The sequence below is a fragment of the Marinomonas sp. TW1 genome, assembly GCF_001625355.1.
GTDB lineage: Bacteria > Pseudomonadota > Gammaproteobacteria > Pseudomonadales > Marinomonadaceae > Marinomonas.
Genome location: NZ_JSEE01000025.1, coordinates 1 through 17651, shown reverse-complemented (window position 1 = coordinate 17651; position 17651 = coordinate 1). Strand labels below are relative to the sequence as shown.

18 protein-coding genes are annotated in these 17651 nt (G+C 44.1%); 8 read left to right on the top strand and 10 right to left on the bottom strand.

The window, feature by feature from the left end; all coding sequences use genetic code 11:
* Positions 1–41: 41 nt before the first annotated feature.
* The 4 genes from OA79_RS17490 to ectA form a co-directional block, all read right to left on the bottom strand.
* Complete coding sequence (locus OA79_RS17490; RefSeq protein ID WP_063334506.1) at positions 42–1484, bottom strand: aspartate kinase; 1443 nt, start codon at positions 1482–1484, stop codon at positions 42–44.
* A 136-nt stretch (positions 1485–1620) separates the two neighbouring features.
* On the bottom strand, positions 1621–2010 hold the full coding sequence (locus OA79_RS17485) for an ectoine synthase (RefSeq protein WP_063334505.1): 390 nt from the start codon (positions 2008–2010) through the stop codon (positions 1621–1623).
* A 58-nt stretch (positions 2011–2068) separates the two neighbouring features.
* Complete coding sequence (ectB, locus tag OA79_RS17480) at positions 2069–3382, bottom strand: diaminobutyrate--2-oxoglutarate transaminase (RefSeq protein ID WP_063334504.1); 1314 nt, start codon at positions 3380–3382, stop codon at positions 2069–2071.
* Between the two features lie 50 nt (positions 3383–3432).
* Positions 3433–3933, bottom strand: coding sequence for a diaminobutyrate acetyltransferase (gene ectA, locus OA79_RS17475; protein WP_063334503.1), 501 nt, complete (start codon positions 3931–3933; stop codon positions 3433–3435).
* A gap of 428 nt (positions 3934–4361) precedes the next feature.
* On the opposite strand from ectA, the gene OA79_RS17470 reads away from it, so the two are divergent.
* A complete protein-coding gene (locus OA79_RS17470) occupies positions 4362–5720 on the top strand; it encodes a sodium-dependent transporter (protein ID WP_063334502.1) in 1359 nt (452 codons plus the stop codon).
* Between the two features lie 73 nt (positions 5721–5793).
* On the opposite strand, the gene OA79_RS17465 is transcribed toward OA79_RS17470, so the two are convergent.
* Positions 5794–6033: a DUF2061 domain-containing protein gene (locus OA79_RS17465; protein WP_063334501.1), complete on the bottom strand. Its 240-nt coding sequence runs from the start codon at positions 6031–6033 to the stop codon at positions 5794–5796.
* Between the two features lie 106 nt (positions 6034–6139).
* Entirely contained in the window at positions 6140–7078 is a 939-nt protein-coding gene (locus OA79_RS17460; RefSeq protein ID WP_063334500.1) for a MerR family transcriptional regulator, read from the bottom strand.
* 190 nt (positions 7079–7268) lie between these two features.
* Here OA79_RS17460 and OA79_RS17455 point away from each other — a divergent pair, with 190 nt between their 5' ends.
* The 4 genes from OA79_RS17455 (at position 7269) to OA79_RS17440 (ending at position 11347) form a co-directional block, all read left to right on the top strand.
* Positions 7269–8300, top strand: a complete 1032-nt coding sequence (locus OA79_RS17455; RefSeq protein ID WP_063334499.1) for an NAD(P)/FAD-dependent oxidoreductase — start codon at positions 7269–7271, stop codon at positions 8298–8300.
* Positions 8301–8310: 10 nt separating this feature from the next.
* Positions 8311–9291, top strand: coding sequence for a YbgA family protein (locus OA79_RS17450; RefSeq protein WP_063334498.1), 981 nt, complete (start codon positions 8311–8313; stop codon positions 9289–9291).
* A gap of 18 nt (positions 9292–9309) precedes the next feature.
* On the top strand, positions 9310–10710 hold the full coding sequence (gene phrB, locus OA79_RS17445) for a deoxyribodipyrimidine photo-lyase (RefSeq protein WP_063334497.1): 1401 nt from the start codon (positions 9310–9312) through the stop codon (positions 10708–10710).
* A gap of 154 nt (positions 10711–10864) precedes the next feature.
* Positions 10865–11347 carry a MarR family winged helix-turn-helix transcriptional regulator gene (locus tag OA79_RS17440; RefSeq protein WP_063334496.1) on the top strand — a complete coding sequence of 161 codons (483 nt, stop codon included), beginning with the start codon at positions 10865–10867 and terminating at the stop codon, positions 11345–11347.
* Positions 11348–11427: 80 nt separating this feature from the next.
* Here OA79_RS17440 and dapB read toward each other — a convergent pair whose 3' ends face one another.
* The 3 genes from dapB to pomA form a co-directional block, all read right to left on the bottom strand.
* Positions 11428–12228, bottom strand: a complete 801-nt coding sequence (gene dapB / locus OA79_RS17435) for a 4-hydroxy-tetrahydrodipicolinate reductase (RefSeq protein ID WP_063334495.1) — start codon at positions 12226–12228, stop codon at positions 11428–11430.
* Between the two features lie 120 nt (positions 12229–12348).
* The gene (locus tag OA79_RS17430) at positions 12349–13338 is read right to left on the bottom strand and encodes a flagellar motor protein MotB (RefSeq protein WP_063334494.1); all 990 of its coding nucleotides are present in this window, start codon (positions 13336–13338) and stop codon (positions 12349–12351) included.
* 27 nt (positions 13339–13365) lie between these two features.
* A complete protein-coding gene (pomA, locus tag OA79_RS17425) occupies positions 13366–14121 on the bottom strand; it encodes a flagellar motor protein PomA (RefSeq protein WP_063334493.1) in 756 nt (251 codons plus the stop codon).
* Between the two features lie 172 nt (positions 14122–14293).
* Between pomA and OA79_RS17420 the strand changes: the two genes are divergently transcribed.
* The 3 genes from OA79_RS17420 to dxs are packed head-to-tail and all read left to right on the top strand — an operon-like array spanning position 14294 to position 17345.
* The gene (locus OA79_RS17420; RefSeq protein ID WP_063334492.1) at positions 14294–14536 is read left to right on the top strand and encodes an exodeoxyribonuclease VII small subunit; all 243 of its coding nucleotides are present in this window, start codon (positions 14294–14296) and stop codon (positions 14534–14536) included.
* A complete protein-coding gene (locus OA79_RS17415; protein ID WP_063334491.1) occupies positions 14533–15414 on the top strand; it encodes a polyprenyl synthetase family protein in 882 nt (293 codons plus the stop codon). The genes OA79_RS17420 and OA79_RS17415 overlap by 4 nt, the downstream gene beginning before the upstream one ends.
* Positions 15415–15464: 50 nt before the next feature.
* Positions 15465–17345 carry a 1-deoxy-D-xylulose-5-phosphate synthase gene (dxs, locus tag OA79_RS17410; protein WP_063334490.1) on the top strand — a complete coding sequence of 627 codons (1881 nt, stop codon included), beginning with the start codon at positions 15465–15467 and terminating at the stop codon, positions 17343–17345.
* 129 nt (positions 17346–17474) lie between these two features.
* Here the strand turns inward: dxs and OA79_RS17405 are convergent.
* Positions 17475–17651 (bottom strand): IS3 family transposase (locus OA79_RS17405; RefSeq protein ID WP_156486236.1); only part of this gene is annotated, 177 nt, incomplete at its 5' end.

The window sequence follows — 17651 nt, the reverse complement described above, 5'->3', positions numbered from 1 at the left end:
CGTTGGGTTTTGATGTTTCAGAGCGTTAGTGCTTCAACTGATTAAGAAGCTAAGCAAATTGCTCGACCATGGTTATGCACTTCAACCAATTCTTTATGCAGGCTACAAATCGCCTTTTCATAATCTTCTTCGTCAATCACAAACTGCATGTCAACCTGACGCATGGATTGGTGCATTGCTAACACGTTCACTTCTTGCTCAGCAATGGCTTTTACCGCTTTCGCGAGCATACCCGTGGTTTTCATATCACTGCCAATAGCCGATACGATCGCGACTTTACGCTGAGTAATTTCAGCGTCAGCAAAGCGTTCACTCAACACCTTCATAACACGTTTTAGTGTTTTTAGGTTAATCGCTAAATAATGCGTAATGGTATTGGCGTTAATGTCTTTAGCAATAATGTGCGCATTGAATTGATTCAATACCTTTAAAATAGACCCATCAAATTCATCAATGTCACCGGCCATATCTTGATCAAACAATTCAACGGCGAACACACCTCGACAACCAGCAATAATCTCGACACAAGGCGCATCGCTGACGTAGTCACCGGTTATTAATGTACCAGTATGTTCTGGTTCAAAGGTATTTTTAACACGCAATGAAATGCCGCTTTGACGCAAGCCTTTCGCGGCTTTAGGATGAATCGCTTCCATTCCTAGATTTGCTAACTGGTCTGCTACATCGTAGTTTGTTCGGCCAATTGGCACCGCATTGCTTTCACCCACCAAACGAGGATCGGCACTGCTCAAATGGAATTCTTTATGAATCACCGCTTCATGCGCCTTGGTCAACACAGCAATGCGACTGAACGTCATTTCACTGTAACCACGGTCAAAGGTCGACATTAAACCTGTTTCACTGTGTGCATAACCGGTTGTAATAGGCAGCTCTTTGCTTAGATCGATGTCTTTAAAGGCGTCTAAAATACGCTCGTCCAAGGACATATGAACAGGACTGTTCCACCCCGTCAAATCAACAAATACCGCATTCACGCCATCTCGTTGTAACAAGTGAGCCGTGTTCCAAGCACTGTGTGCTTCACCAATACTGGCCAACATTTCACGTACGGTTGCCAAATGCTCACTGATTGAGAAATGACCATGCTGACATAGACGATGCAAGTCTTCCAAACACTCTTGTGCTTCTTGCAAACGGTTGCCAAGAAACGCATCAGCCTGATCTCGTAAATCCCCAGCATCAAACAATTCATGGTTGATTGCCATCATGGCTTGACGAACTTCCTGTAGAGCAGGAAACCAATGATTTTGTTTACGCTCTTGCGCAAACAAGGCATACACACCGGCATCACCCGTTTTTTTATGCTCTAACAGCTTATCTGTCATGCCACCGTAAGCCGATACCACAAAGATGCGGTTGTAAAAATTACCCGCTTGTGCCGGTTTAAAAATAATATTATCTCTAACCGAACAGTAGTCACTCATGGACGTACCGCCGATTTTCTCAACTGTATGTTGTCCCATTACAAATCCAATATTGTGTTGGGGCGAAAGCACCCAAAATGATCAAAGTGAAAAATTGCCGCTATATTGTCATAAGGCTGTAAAAATTTTAAGCACTTTTTGATATCAATTTTAGCTGCCGCCCTACTTTTTCCGCCTAATCCAACAGTTCGTAGGCCCCTTCTGAGTTATGCACTTCGTTGCCTGTGATGGGTGGATTAAACACACAAGCCAGCTTCAACTCTTTAAAAGCACGTAACGTATGTGGATCATGCTTGTCTAACACATACACAACGCCGGGTTTAATGGTGTGTTTTTGACCTGTTTCTCGGCTCTCAACCTCACCTTCACCGGAAATACAGTACACAGATTCCAAATGATTCTGGTAATGCATATCGAAGTCTTTGCCTTCATAGATAGTCGTAATGTGGAAAGAAAAACCCATGTTGTCTTCTTTTAGAATCAAACGCGTACTTTCCCAATTACCATCAGGAGACACGACTCGACGCTCAGTTTTTTCACATTGTGCTAAATCACGTGCAAACATAAAATCCTCTTAAAATCTGTTATTCATCCAATAGCAATGCAATAAGTCACATCACGACTTATACGGCAATATCGTAATTTTCATCAAAATAGCTTTTGGCTTCTGGCATATCCTCTTCTTTCGCACAAATCTCGCGAATGGATTTTTCAAGAATATCAATGCCTTCTTTTAGATCTTGATCACTGATGATCAACGGACATAAAAACTTAACCACCTGATCGTCCGCACCGGATGTTTCAATCATCAAGCCATGCTGGAAGCATTTCTTGGTAATTTTGCTGGCTAGCTCGCCACTCACACAGTTAATACCACGCATCATGCCTCGACCATGCAAGGTGAAGTTACCTTCTCCGAACTCATTCACAATGGCTTGTGTACGTTGATGGATGTACTCACCTTTACGTTTGATTTCTTTTTCAAAGGCATCATCTTTCCAATAGGTTTCAATGGCTTCTTTTGCCGTCACAAAGGCCAAATTGTTACCACGAAATGTTCCGTTATGTTCCCCCGGCTTCCATTCATCCAATTCTGGGCGCATCAATACCACGGCAAATGGCAAACCATAACCGCTCAAGGATTTTGACATAGTCACAATATCAGGCTTAATACCGGCATCTTCAAAACTAAAGAAGGTACCAGTACGACCGCAACCGGCTTGGATATCATCGATGATTAACAACACATCGTGTTTTTTACACACGGCTTCTAGATTTTGCAGCCAAGTAAAGCTCGCGGCATTAATCCCACCTTCCCCCTGAACCGTTTCAACAATTACAGCGGCCGGAATATCCACACCGCTACTGGAATCAGAAAAGACTTTGTCTAAGTATTCCGTCGTTTCAATGCCTTCTCCCAAGTAACCATCAAAAGGAACCGTTGACACCCCTGCGCCAAGGTTGGTCCCTGCGGCACCGCGGTGATGGGAATTACCCGTAACGGATAACGCTCCTAAACTACAACCATGAAAACCGTTGGTGAAACTCACAATGTTTTCGCGCCCCGTCACATTTCGCGCTAGCTTCAAAGCCGCTTCGACAGCGTTGGTTCCAGTTGGGCCGGTGAACTGCATGACATACTCTAAACCACGAGGCTCCAAAATATGCTCTTTGAAGCTTTGTAAAAACTCACCTTTCGCTTTAGTGTGCATATCAAGACCATGAGTAATGCCATCTTCTAGGATGTACTCAACGAGCTTCTTCTTAAAAATCGGATTGTTGTGGCCATAATTCAATGTGCCAGCGCCCGCCAGAAAGTCTAAATACTTATTGCCTTCCTGATCAAATAAGTGAGCCCCTAGTGCACGATGAAATACACGTGGAAATGAACGAGCGTAGGACTGTACTTCGGATTCAATCTCATCAAAAATTTTCATAGTAAGCTTCCTTTTTCTTCAAAATATAAACAGTGTGCAGGGTCGCTAAATCAGCGACGCATTGGACCAATCTCAACCAAAAATTCGGTGTCATGTTGACCGTTAAAATGCAACTCTTGATCAAACTGGATCGACTCTTTTAAATCGGTCTCCAGTTGTTTAGATAAGCTTCTAAATAGTGCCCAAGAAGCTTGATTCGATTTAGTAATGGTCGTATGGATAAATTTGACGTCAGAACAAGACTCTCGCGTTAATAAGTTCACGATCATTTTTTTCGCTAAACCTTCCCCACGAGCTGATTCACTGACCGCCACTTGCCAAATAAATAAGGTACTCGGGTCATTCGGTAAGACATACCCTGACACGAAGCCAACCAACTCTTGAGAGTCATTACGCTTTGCCGCAACACAGGTCTCTGCAAAATGCGATGTTTGTAGAAGGTTGCAATAAACTGAGTTGCCGTCCAAAGGTGGGCATTTTTTGACCAGATCATATAAGTTTGCACCATCTTCTGGCACAGGCTTTTTGAACACAATCTTATTGATTGACATAACCCTTCTCCATTTATTTTGACATCAAATTAATTGCCATAATCAATCCCTAAAAATTAGACGTAAAAAATCTTAAAAGCCATGAAAAACGGCTTTTATTGTGTTTTTAAGGGAATTGATTTGATGTCTAAACATTATACATAGAATGATTTTATAGTCTATAGATAATTAGATGTCTAATTATCTATACTTTTTAAGCACCCAGAGAAAAACGCCATGGCGCACAATAAAGGGACAAAAAATAAACAAAGTGACAAGAAAAGCGCATTTTATGTTGCAAATAGGTACTAAAATTCGGAAAATCCGCCCCCTAATCGAAGATAAGCATGATTAATAAGACGCCACCTAAGTCAAAACACGCACTTACCAAGGCTCTTAAAGTCTTCACTTCGATCTCGTTTTACGGTTTCAACTAACTAGAGATAAATATGAATAATAAAACATCAATCCAAGGCTCTTGGGCTAGCCGATGGATTTTCATTCTAGCGGCAACAGGCTCAGCTGTAGGTCTGGGTAACATTTGGAAATTCCCTTACATCACTGGCGAAAACGGTGGTGGCGCCTTCGTACTGGTTTACCTAGCTTGTATTTTATTAGTAGGTATTCCAATTATGATGGCCGAAGTGTTTATCGGTCGTCGCGCTCGTAAAAACCCAATTAATGCACTGACAGACCTAGCAGACGAATCTGCTGGCTCTAAGTCTTGGAGCATCATTGGCTTAATGGGCATGTTGTCTGGCGTTTTGATCTTCTCTTTCTACTCTGTCGTGGGTGGCTGGGTACTGCATTACATCAAAATCATGCTAACAGGCGAAATGCTGGGTGTGACATCTGAACAAGCTGGTGCAGCGTTTGGTGGCTTACTTGAAGATCCGACAACCTTGTTGTTGTGGCACACTCTGTTCAGCATCATGACTGTGGTAGTGGTTGCTGCAGGTGTCAACAAAGGTATCGAAACCGTAACACGCATCATGATGCCTGCTCTGTTTGTTCTACTGCTTATCCTGCTTGGTTACGCAATGACAACTGGCAGCTTCGGTGACGGCTGGAACTTCATGTTCCACTTCGATTTCAGCGCCTTGACTTGGAACTCAGCTCTGATCGCACTAGGTCACTCATTCTTCACCCTATCTTTGGGTATGGGTACCATCATGGCCTACGGTTCTTACATGACACAAAAAGCGTCAATTGGCAAAACTGTTTTGACCATCGGTGCTTTGGATACTTTGGTAGCCTTGGTTGCCGGTCTTGCAATCTTCCCAATCATTTTTGCAAATAACATGGACCCAGGTGCGGGCCCAGGCTTGATGTTTATTTCTTTGCCTGTTGCTTTTGGTCAAATGCCATTTGGTCAGTTGTTCGGTACGTTGTTCTTTGTATTGGTTGGTGTGGCTGCTTGGACATCCGCTATCTCATTACTAGAGCCAACCGTGGCTTTCTTGGTAGAGAAATTCAAACTGAAGCGCCTAACCGCCGCTATCGGACTAGGTATCGTCGTTTGGGGCTTGGGTATTGCTTGCCTAGGTTCATTCAACTTCCTGTCTGATGTCACTTTCTTCGGCAAAAACACCTTTGACTTCCTAGATTACATCACAGCTAACATCATGCTACCTCTTGGTGGTATCTTGATTTCACTGTTTGCTGGTTGGGTTGTTAAAGACAAATTTGCACAGGATGAATTGCAACTTTCTGATGGGGTTTTCAAACTTTGGAACATCTCTATGAAGTTTACAGCACCCATTGCTGTTGCCATCGTTCTATACTTCTTGATCAACCCGCTTAGCTAAGCAGGTCGCTTGATCAAAAAAATGCCGCTGATCTGAAAAGACAGCGGCATTTTTTATGCTTAAAAAATGGCATCTAAATGGAACGTAGTGCATAACTTTCACCAGCGTTTCGAATGGATTCTTTCATCTCCATTGTGGCATCCGATTTGGATAACTTAATCCAAATTTTTTCATGAAAGTAAAAAGCAACGGTATTAATTGCAGGCTCAACAATCGCCACCAAGCCTCCCACCAAAAAGCTTCCAGTAATTAAATACGCCACAGCAAACGCAATGGAAAAGTGCATTACCGCAAAAGTGATTGTTTTAGTCATATTTTATCCCCCTCTTTATTTAATATTGATATTAGAGAAGAATTAAATATTGTTAAAATTTATAATATAGATAAGGCTGATAGTTTTTTTGATTGCTATCCAGTAACTATCTATTTAGCTCATCAATACAAGCCTTTATCCCCTCTACACTGTCAGACATCACACTCACTTGGCCGACTTTGATTTTTGATAAGTCATTCGCCGCCAACCAAAAACTGGCCCCGACAGCCACCGTTGTCGTCTGCCATTCGAGCATATTATCTAATACATCCTCGACTCGATTGGCCAATTCGTTTTCACAAAACGCCAGCACCGCATCCACTTTTAAGTGCTGAACTAATGCGCGCCAATCTTCGTAATGCTGTGGCGTCATGATTAACTGACAACGAACGCCTTTATCTAACAACATGGCAGCGGCGACATAAGCAGACAATAATCGCTGACAAGACAAGCCTGTAATCAACACTTCTTTATCAGCGGCTTTTTGTTGTACTTTCATACTGCTTATCCGATTACTCAAACACGCCAATAAGACGGATTCTGTAAAGGCCAACTCCGCTCCCTTAGGAATCATTTCCAAACTTGGCATTAGCCAGTCTCGCACCGCGATTTCAGCTGGATATTGAGAAAAAATTTGTTGATAAAGTTGCTCTATCTTACTTTCTTGATATTGATTTGCTGCCGCGACTAAATCCTCACGCCATTGCTGCCATTCGTTGTCTGACTGGACACCAACGGCCATACTCTCTTGCTCATTAGACTGATCAAGCAATGCTCGTACTTTACTCACCGCTACGCCTTGCTGAATCCACTTCATAATGGCCTCAACTCGCACGACATCGGCCTGATCATAGAGTCGATGACCTTTCCCCGTGCGTTTTGGCTTCAATAAACCGTACCGTCTTTCCCAAGCTCGCAAGGTAACAGAGTTCACCCCGGTTTTTAGGGACAACTCTCGAATTGGGAATAAGTTAGTGGCAGACACCGCTGCCAACTCATTGTCTTGTTGCTGTTTTTCAGAAAAGTCTTGTTTTGCGTCTTTCATAGCTGTTTCCAATCATTCATTACTGTCTTTATTCCGATTTCCTAGCACTTCCCTGAGGCAATCTAACCATAGTGGTCTAAACTTAAAACACCCATAAAAACTATACAAATATTTTTTTGTACAAGTTTGTTGATTTTCTTGTACAAAGTTATATATTGTATAAGAAAGCAATTTGCAGAGGCAAAAAAACATGACGACTTCAACCGCGAAACAACAAGACATTCCAACCTTCGATGTGGCCATTATTGGTGCAGGACTGGCTGGTAGCTTGTGTGCAAAACAGTTGTCTTCTGCAGGACTCTCCGTTTGTGTGATTGATAAAAGCCGTGGTTCCGGTGGTCGTGCAGGCAGTAAACGAATTAGTGACACCAGCAGTTGTGAATTAGGCGCGCCGTACATTTTTGCCAGTCACCCAGAAACAAAAGCCCTGTTTAAAAACTTAGTTAAAAATGGTGTTGCAGCACAGTGGAAACAAATAAGCAGCAAACAAATACCTGGCTTTGTGGGCACACCAAGAATGAGCAGCCTTACTCGCCACTGGCTTGATCAAGTCCCATTCATCACCTCAACCAAAGTACTACAAATGGATCGCTTCACTGACGCAGATGGCCAGTTGATCTGGTTATTACGAAATGATCAATATCAAGCCTGTGTTAAAGCCACTAAGGTCATCATTGCCACCCCAGCTCATCAAGCGGCCATGCTATTAGCAACACATTCTGATCTCGCCGTTTTACTGCTGAGAGCGAATCAAGCCTGCAAACAATATCAATCGCAGTGGGCAATGTGGTTAGAAACTCAACCAAGCGACTTAAAAGCCATCATTGAGCTGAAAGATTCGCCCATCCAACGCATGATTAAAGACAACTACAAACCGGGTAGAGAAGGCGCAGAAGTTGATCGTTGGGTCATTCAAGCTTCGCCTGAGTGGACGGCTCAACACCTTGATCAAGACAAGCAATGGGTAGCGCAAGCGCTTCAACAGGCGTTTGCTGAACACACCGAACAAAGGGTACGACAACATGGTGATCCCCATCGCTGGTTTTTTAGTCGTTACACTGAAAACCGTGGTAACAAAACTTACGCTTGGGCCCCCGAACATCAAGTGGGTCTAGCTGCAGATTGGTTGTGTCAAGGAGACGCAGAAGGTGCTCTTATCAGTGCATTGACACTAACGGATTGGATCATAAATAACCCAGCAAGCCTACAAACAGAGCTTTAAGGAGATAAACATGCCTCATTCAAAATACACTCCAGACCAGTTAGAGCATAAAATTCCAGTGGGTATTAGTGCTTGCCTACTTGGGGACAATGTTCGCTTCAATGGCGGCCATAGCCACTCAAATTACTGCGACAATGTGTTGAGCAATTACTTCGATTATCAAAAATTCTGTCCAGAAATCGCGGCAGGCTTCGGAACACCACGACCAACCTTGCGCTTAGAAGGGGATCCAAACGATCCAATCATGACCTTTACCAAGAAAACTGGGGAAGATTTAACCGATCGATTCCGTTCAGGGAGTGCTGACTATCTTGATACCTTAGCGCATCTAGATGGTTATATTGTGATGAAGAACTCACCTAGCTGCGGTATGGAGCGAATTAAGGTGTATCAGGAAAACGGGCATCCGCACATGCAACGTACCGCCGGCCTGTTCACCAAGGCATTAATGGAACGCTACCCATTACTGCCAGTAGAAGAAGATGGTCGCTTAAATGATCCGAACCTAAGGGAAAACTTCTTGCTGCGTGTCTTCACGCATCATGATTTTCGTCATAGCGTTCCAGAAGAACCTAAAATGAAAGACTTAATAGAGTTTCACAGTCGTTATAAATATCTTGTTATGGCGCATTCTCAGCCTATCTACCGTGAGCTAGGTAGACTGCTGTCAGGTAACGACCCAAGACCAACCAAAACGTTAAAAGAAGCGTATTTCAAAATACTCATGACTTGCCTATCCAAGCCTGCAAAGCGCAAGAATCATTGCAATGTCCTAATGCACTTAGTGGGATATTTGAAGAATGCGGTCGACGTTTCAATACGCAAAGACATTCTGGATGTCGTAGAACAATATCGACGAGGCGAAGTGAATTTAGTCACACCAATGACATTGCTGCATCACTACTTAAAACACCATGGCAGTGAATACATCAAGCAGCAGAGTTACTTCACTCCTTATCCAAGTCCGCTTGGGATTCGTAACACCGTCTAAAAGAGAGCCACACAAAATATGAAAATTGAACACCTAGTATGGCTTCGAAATGATTTGAGATGGGAAGATAACCCTGCTCTTTACCATGCGTCTCAACAAGGTCCTATTGCGGTGCTGTTAACAGTGACCGAGGCGCAATGGCAAGAACACAACGAATCAGATGCTAAAACAGGTCTAAGGTTTGGATTAATGCAAACGCTCTGCAAGTCTCTTGCAGAGCTCGGTATTCCCGTTCATTTTATCATAGAAGACCGATTTTCTTCTTTACCCACCGCAATTCATAACGTCTGCGCCCAACACCAGATTCAACACCTCTGGTTTAACGAAGAACTACCAATTGATGAACGAAAACGCGATCAAGCAGTACATTCACTCTTAGTCCAGAATGATATCGTCTGCCATATTGAGGACTCGGATCTCATGGTGGCAAACCCTGTGTTGAGCCAACAGCAAACCCCTTTTAAAGTTTTCACCCCTTACTTCAAACGCTGGCTCACCCTGTTATCCCAACAAGACCCTACACCACTGCCCGCGCCGTCTGCCCAGTCCAGTCCATTGTCAGACATTGCCTTACCTGCTCACCTAAATACCCCATATAGGGAGGATCTGTGGCCTGCCGACCAAACCATCGCTCGACAACGGTTATGGCAATTCTGTCATCATAAAGAAAGACATTATAATGAGGATCGGGATTATCCGGCCCTGCCTGCAACCAGCACCTTATCGCCTTATTTGGCGCTTGGGGCTTTGGGCCCCAGACAATGCCTAGAAGCGATCCATTACACTTGCAGTCAGGAAGACAAATCATGGCAAGACAGCATCTGGTTAAAAGAACTTGCATGGCGTGACTTTTATCGCCAGTTGATGATGCATTTTCCCGCACTATCAAAAGGGTTCCCTTTTAAACCTGAAACCAATGCTCTGATTTGGCGACACAGTCAAGCCGAGATTGACGCTTGGCAACAAGGCCAAACTGGCTTTCCAATTGTCGATGCCGCCATGCGACAACTTAATCAAACCGGTTGGATGCACAATCGTTTGCGAATGATTACCGCCAGCTTTTTCTGCAAGCTGATGTTCGCTGACTGGCGCCATGGGGAAGCGTATTTTATGAGCAAGTTGATCGATGGAGAATTTGCGGCCAATAATGGCGGCTGGCAATGGAGCGCTTCAACCGGTTGTGATGCGGCCCCCTACTTTAGAGTATTCAATCCCACAAGGCAGTCCGAAACCTATGACAAGCATGGTGATTTCATCCGTCGCTTTGTGCCAGAATTAGCCGCGTTAGACAATAAGTCGATTCATAACCCGACTCCCCAGCAAAGACAAGAATGTCAGTATCCAATGCCAGTTCTTGATTATAAACCAGCCAGACTGGCAGCCATTGCCGCATTTGATGCATTAAAAGGGCTTAAATAGCCCTTTTAATTCGCCCCTCATTGCCATTACAATTCTTTTCTTTCGCAATTCCAACTCAACTTCTATACTTTGAGCTGTAATAAATTTAAACTTGGCTTTCACTGGGACTGCCAACCCTCTATAATCCGCTAATTTTTCTGGGCCCGAAATTGTTATGTCGACACCACAACACCTTCACGATGTTCTCGTTCACCTAAGACGCATTATCCGCGCGACGGATTTACAATCTAAGCGTGTCGTAAAAGCATGTGGACTAACGATCCCTCAAATTATGGTCTTACGCTCTATTGAAGAACTCGGCGATGTTACCGTTCGACGCATTTCAGACAGTGTCTCTCTTAGCCAAGCGACCGTGACAACGATTCTGAATCGCTTAGAAGACCGCAAATATGTGGAACGTGTCAGAGGTCAGAAGGACAAGCGCATAGTCAATGCACGCTTGACCGATTTAGGCATGCAAGTCCTTGAAACAACGCCGCCTTTATTACACGAAAAATTCATCAATGAATTTGATGCGTTGGAAGGCTGGGAACAGACTCAAGTACTGTCTTCGTTGCAACGTATTGCCATGATGATGGATGCAGAATCTCTTGATGCTGCGCCATTGTTAGTGATCAACTCTCCAGACGCTCAGTAGTCAGCGGTCGAATTATTTCAAACAATAAAAAAGCCATCTTGCAAGCAAGATGGCTTTTTTACGCTAAATACAGAGTTGGATTACTTTAAATTCAACACATCTTGCATGTCATACATGCCAGCGCTCTTACCTTCCAGCCAACTTGCGGCTCGTACCGCGCCTTTTGCAAAGGTCATTCGACTGCTGGCTTTGTGAACAATCTCAATACGCTCACCTTCCGTCGCAAACCAAACACTGTGTTCACCGACCACATCGCCCGCACGAATGGTTTCAAAACCAATCTCTTTTTGTGTTCTTGGCCCAATCTGACCTTCACGCCCATACACGGCACATTCTTTCAAGTCTCGACCCAACGCGTCCGCGACCACTTCGCCCATGCGCAAAGCCGTTCCAGAAGGGGAATCCACTTTATGGCGATGATGTGCTTCGACGATCTCAACATCATAATCATCCCCCAAGATCTCAGCCGCTGTCGCAAGCAATTTCAAGGTTAGGTTCACACCAACACTCATGTTCGGCGCAAAAACGACAGGGGATTGCTTAGCAAAGCTTTCAAGCTGAGCTTTTTCATCGTCACTTAAACCGGTTGTTCCGACGACGATGGCTTTCGCATGTTGTGCACAAAACGCCGCATTTTGAAGCGTTAAAGCGGGTGTCGTAAAGTCGATCAAAACATCGAAGTCGTTAACACAATCGGCTAAACTGGCCACCGCAGCCACACCTAACTTACCAATACCGGCTATTTCACCAGCATCCGCACCTAATAAACTGCTACCAGGCTTTAGGATAGCAGCACCAAGAGACACGCCTTGCATGTCTGAAATGGCCATTACTAAGTTTTTACCCATGCGCCCAGAGGCGCCAATGACGGCTACTCGCATTTGTCTTCTTCCTCAAATTTCTTTGCGCAAACCATAGCAAAAAAACACAAAAATCTCAGCACTATCAAACGAATAAACAATAAAAAAGGGAGCTTAAGCTCCCTTTAGAAACACCACTTATTAAAATATTTCATCTGGTGCCAGATCATCTAAAACGGTTTGATCAAATTCAATCACCCCATCCGTTGGAATATCATCTATGGTGTCGCGCATTTGAGGGCGAACATCATTCTGTTTAATGACAATTTCCACACGACGGTTTGTTGCTCGATGGAAAGCAGAATCATTCGGCACCAAAGGACGCGTATCCGCAAAACCTGTAACAGAAAAACGATTCTGGCTAAGCTGACCTGTAGAAAAAAGCTCTTCAGCCACTGAAATCGCCCGTGCCGCCGACAACTGCCAGTTAGAACGAAATTGCCGACTTTGAATGGGCAAATTATCGGTATGACCTTCCACAGAAATAGTACCTTGAATCCCCACCAATACATCACGAATCAAATCAATGACTGGAATGAAATCATAATTAAGTTCTGCTGAACCAGACTCAAACGATCCTTGGTCTTTAATACGTATGGTGATGGTTTCTTCTTTGGTTTCAATCTCAACGGTTCCCTTAGAGATCTCTTCTCTCAGTACGGAAGCAATCTGTTGCGCATCGCCTTCTGTCTCTTGAATTTTCTTTTCTCGCTCGATATCTGCTTGAGATTTATCGACAAACGTGACTGGGGATGGCGAACCAGACTCCTGACGCTCTTTCAATTCCGCCGTATCTGGCTTACAAAGCACTTCTAATGTATTTTCAGGCGTGCTATCGACCTTTTGACGAACCTCATTAATTGGCGTTGGCTCAGGTTTCGCTGGACTAAATTCTTGTGCAATAACCGAGGTTCCCATCGGAATCGCATCGGCTTTAATTTCACGCTGAACACCGAATGCCACTTTTAATGAACCGGCAATTTGCTTGAATTTAATGACATCCATTTCAGCAAACGAAAGCAAGAGTACGAAGAAACACATCAACAAGGACATTAAGTCCGCAAAGGTCCCCATGTAGGCGGGCAGGCCTTCTTCGCATTCAGGGCAATCTTGTTCTTCTTGATCACTCATGTGGATAATCCGCTAACAACTTTAATTTTACTCGCGCTCAGCGCGCTTACTTTCGGCAATGTAGGTTTTCAGTGCACCATCCAGAATACGTGGATTTTGCCCTGATTGAATCGCCAACAGCGCATCCATAATCATTTTTTGACAAAGCAACTCTTCATCAGCACGAGTCATCAATTTAGCTTGAATCGGTAAACACACCATGTTGGCTAGCATAGCGCCATAAAGAGTGGTTAGAAGAGCAACCGCCATGGCAGGACCAATGGCTTTAGGATCATCCATGTTGGCCAACATCTGAACCAGACCAACCAAAGTACCAATCATCCCCATCGCGGGGCCCACATCACCAAACGCCTTAAATACTTTGGCCCCTTTGGTGTGTCGGTAATAAGACTGATTCATTTCTTTACTGAGCTGACTTTTGACCACATTGCCATCATGGCCATCCACCAGCATTTGAATGCCTTTAGACAAAAAGGGATGACTCACTTCTTTACCTTCTAAAGACAGCAGTCCTCCCTTTCGGGCTTCATCGGCTAAACCATATACTTCGTCGATCAAGGTATCTAACGGGACACTTTTGAACATAAAGGCCTTAGCCGCGACCTTACCCGCACCGAGAAATTGTGCAAGTGGATATTGCATGAGCACCACAAAGGTTGAACCAACCAATACAATCAGGGTGGATGCTACATCGATAAACATTCCTGCTGAGCCACCAACAAAAATGGCAGCAATAACAACTAAAAAAGAACCAACTAGTCCTATTAACGTTGCGATATCCACATACGTCTCCTAACAAAAAGCGTTTTTCTCACTAAAACATCTGGTGATTCTATACGAAAGACTGACCCATCATCGCAACTTCTTGCATGATTTTTGTAATTTTCATCAATTCTGACTCGAACAGTAAGCTTTTTTCTGTTAAAAAACGTAGGTTTTATAAAGAGTAACTAACATGTCACGTAAAAACAGTGTCCGTCACTTCGAAGAAAACCTTGGCGAATTAGATACCCTAGTCGCTCAACTTGAGTCAAATCAGCTTTCTCTGGAAGAAGCGCTAAAAGCTTTCGAGAAAGGTGTTAAACTAAGTCAAGAATGTCAATCCGTTCTCACCCAAGCTGAACAAAAAGTTCAGATACTGCTTGAAAAGCAAGATGGTGAGCATTTAGAAACTTTTGACCCGGAATCTAATTCGTGACCCTAGACGATTTTTCACAATTTTCCCGCCGTCGAGTTGATCATTACCTCACGCAAAATTTAGACCAATATGTGCCGGCTAAACATCTTCAAGAGGCCATGGCCTACAGCCTTTTCAATGGCGGCAAACGTGTCCGCCCTATGTTGACCTATGCGACGGCCAGCTTATTTAGTGATATTGGCGAACTCACCGATGCTTGCGCAGCGGCCATCGAATCTATTCATGCCTATTCACTCATTCATGATGACTTGCCAGCGATGGACGATGATGATTTACGCCGTGGCAAACCCACCTGTCACATTCAATACAATGAAGCGACCGCCATTCTCGCTGGTGACGCCCTGCAAACATTTGCTTTCGAACTACTCAGTCAATCACAACATACCAACGCTAGCTTGCAACTTCAATTAATTCAAGAACTTATTCATGCATCTGGTCGACACGGCATGGTAACGGGACAAATGATTGATTTGGCGAATGTCGGTCATGATATTGACCAACAAGCACTCCAGCAAATGCATCAGCACAAAACCGGCGCGCTAATTCGTGCCAGTGTGCGAATGGGTGCCATCAGCGTAGGGATGCTCGACCATGATAAATTAGCACTACTCGATCGCTATGCCAGTGCGATTGGGCTCGCCTTCCAAGTACAAGATGACATTATTGACATTACCAGTGACACAGATACGCTTGGTAAAAACCAGTTTTCTGACGAAGCGGCAAATAAGCCGACTTATCCTAAACTACTTGGCCTCAAAGGTGCTCAAGAGTTCGCAAACACACTTCACCAACAAGCATTAGAGGCAATTAAGCCATTTGGTGACCCTGCACAACCATTAGTTGAGCTTGCTAACTATATTATTGGTCGCAACCACTGATATACTTATCCGCCTTTTTCGATTAACAATATGTGACCAAACCTGTGCCCATGTTTGAAGAGATACCTACAGCGCGACCTGTTACGCCGTTACTAGACCAAGTCAATTCACCTGAAGACTTGCGCGCCTTTAATAAAGAGCAACTGCCTAGCCTTGTCCGCGAATTACGAGAATTTATGCTATACAGTGTCGGTCAAACGGGTGGACACTTTGGCGCAGGATTGGGGGTGGTGGAATTAACCGTTGCCCTTCACTACATCTATAACACTCCAGAAGATCGCATTGTTTGGGATGTTGGTCATCAAGCTTATCCGCATAAAATCCTCACAGGACGACGAGAAGCCTTACTAAAGATTCGCCAAGAAGACGGCATTTCAGGTTTCCCGAAACGTGAAGAAAGCCCATTTGATACTTTTGGCGTCGGACACTCAAGCACCTCAATCGGTGCCGCACTGGGTATGGCTCTGGCGGCACGACAGTTTAATACTGGCCGTAAATCGGTTGCTGTAATTGGTGATGGTGCTATGTCTGCTGGTATGGCTTTTGAAGCTCTCAATCATGCCGGCCACGTCAAAGCCGATATGCTGGTCATTCTTAATGATAATGAAATGTCCATCTCCAAGCCGGTTGGTGCTTTGTCGAGTTACTTTGCCAGAATTTGGGCAAGTAAAACCTATGACAGTATTCGTAAAGGTGGTCAAAAAGTCTTTTCGGGACTGCCTTCTGCATTAGAATTGGCGCGTAAAGCCGAAGAACACATGAAAGGCATGGTCTCTCCTGGCATGATGTTCGAAGAGTTAGGTTTCAACTACATTGGCCCAATTGATGGTCATGATATTGAGCACTTACTCACTACCATTGCCAACCTTAAAGACCGTGAAGGCCCTCAATTCCTTCATGTCATCACGAAAAAAGGCAAAGGCTTTGAACCAGCAGAAGGTGACCCCATTGGCTATCACGCCATTAACAAAATTGAACCTGACCCAGTACCCGCTAAACCACAGAATAAACAGCCCAAATACTGCAACATTTTTGGACAATGGGTATGCGATGCCGCTGAACAAGACACCAAATTAGCGGCCATCACACCTGCTATGAAAGAAGGTTCTGATCTTATTGAATTTGCTGAGCGCTTTCCGGATCGTTACTTTGATGTGGCCATTGCAGAACAACATGCGGTAACACTGGCTGCCGGCATGGCATGTGATGGCATCAAACCTGTCGTCGCTATTTACTCAACCTTCTTACAGCGTGGCTATGATCAGTTAATTCACGACGTAGCATTGCAAAACCTTGATGTTTTATTTGCCATCGATCGCGCAGGCTTAGTCGGAGAAGATGGTCCAACCCATGCTGGCGTTTACGATTTAAGTTACTTACGCTGCATCCCTAATATGATCGTCATGGCACCGTCTGACGAAGACGAATGCCGTAAAATGTTACACACAGGGTATTTATACCAAGGACCAGCGGCCGTCCGTTACCCTCGTGGTAATGGCCCAGGCGTTACCATAGACAAAACACTTTCAAGCCTTGAAATAGGCAAATCTAGACGTTTACGAACAGGTCACTCAGGCATTGTAATTTGCAGCTTTGGTCGACCTACTTATGATGCTCTGCAAGCCGCCGAGAAACTGGACGCCACGTTATTAGATATGCGCTTTGTGAAACCCCTAGACGAACAAGTCTTGTTGGAAAATAAAGACGCTAAACTGATTGTAACGGTGGAAGAAAACGCCATTATGGGCGGCGCTGGATCTGCAATCAGTGAATTTCTATTAGCTAATAACATTCTGGTACCCACATTGCACCTTGGTCTTCCAGACCAATATGAAGAACATGCCAGCCATAGCGCAATGCTAAAACGTGTTGGGCTTGACTCCCAAGGCATTTTAAATCGCATCCAAGAAAAATTGACGAAAATGTCATAACCTTGATTTCCTTAGGTTAGAAAGATCAACTCAAATTACCAGCATTGTGTATTCCGGACAGTAACCAATAAAAAGGCGATAAATAATGATGAACTGACCCCATAAAGTTGGACTCTGTTCTAAGCGGCTTTACAAGGCCTGATTCCGATACGCTATCGGACTCAGGCCTTTTAGTTTCTGCTTAATTCGATCGTTGTTGTAATACTCGATGTATTCCTTGATTGCTTCAATCAGCTCATCAGCATTGTTAAACTTTTTGTTATGGTACATTTCTGTTTTTAGGATGCCGAAAAAGTTCTCAGCTAC

Coding starts and splice junctions, on each gene's coding strand:
- phrB (WP_063334497.1), top strand. CDS start 9,310: ATGAAAATTGAACACCTAGTATGGCTTCGAAATGATTTGAGATGGGAA.
- OA79_RS17460 (WP_063334500.1), bottom strand. CDS start 7,078: ATGAAAGACGCAAAACAAGACTTTTCTGAAAAACAGCAACAAGACAAT.
- ectB (WP_063334504.1), bottom strand. CDS start 3,382: ATGAAAATTTTTGATGAGATTGAATCCGAAGTACAGTCCTACGCTCGT.
- OA79_RS17440 (WP_063334496.1), top strand. CDS start 10,865: ATGTCGACACCACAACACCTTCACGATGTTCTCGTTCACCTAAGACGC.
- ectA (WP_063334503.1), bottom strand. CDS start 3,933: ATGTCAATCAATAAGATTGTGTTCAAAAAGCCTGTGCCAGAAGATGGT.
- OA79_RS17450 (WP_063334498.1), top strand. CDS start 8,311: ATGCCTCATTCAAAATACACTCCAGACCAGTTAGAGCATAAAATTCCA.
- dapB (WP_063334495.1), bottom strand. CDS start 12,228: ATGCGAGTAGCCGTCATTGGCGCCTCTGGGCGCATGGGTAAAAACTTA.
- OA79_RS17470 (WP_063334502.1), top strand. CDS start 4,362: ATGAATAATAAAACATCAATCCAAGGCTCTTGGGCTAGCCGATGGATT.
- OA79_RS17465 (WP_063334501.1), bottom strand. CDS start 6,033: ATGACTAAAACAATCACTTTTGCGGTAATGCACTTTTCCATTGCGTTT.
- dxs (WP_063334490.1), top strand. CDS start 15,465: ATGTTTGAAGAGATACCTACAGCGCGACCTGTTACGCCGTTACTAGAC.
- OA79_RS17430 (WP_063334494.1), bottom strand. CDS start 13,338: ATGAGTGATCAAGAAGAACAAGATTGCCCTGAATGCGAAGAAGGCCTG.
- OA79_RS17455 (WP_063334499.1), top strand. CDS start 7,269: ATGACGACTTCAACCGCGAAACAACAAGACATTCCAACCTTCGATGTG.
- OA79_RS17420 (WP_063334492.1), top strand. CDS start 14,294: ATGTCACGTAAAAACAGTGTCCGTCACTTCGAAGAAAACCTTGGCGAA.
- OA79_RS17490 (WP_063334506.1), bottom strand. CDS start 1,484: ATGGGACAACATACAGTTGAGAAAATCGGCGGTACGTCCATGAGTGAC.
- OA79_RS17485 (WP_063334505.1), bottom strand. CDS start 2,010: ATGTTTGCACGTGATTTAGCACAATGTGAAAAAACTGAGCGTCGAGTC.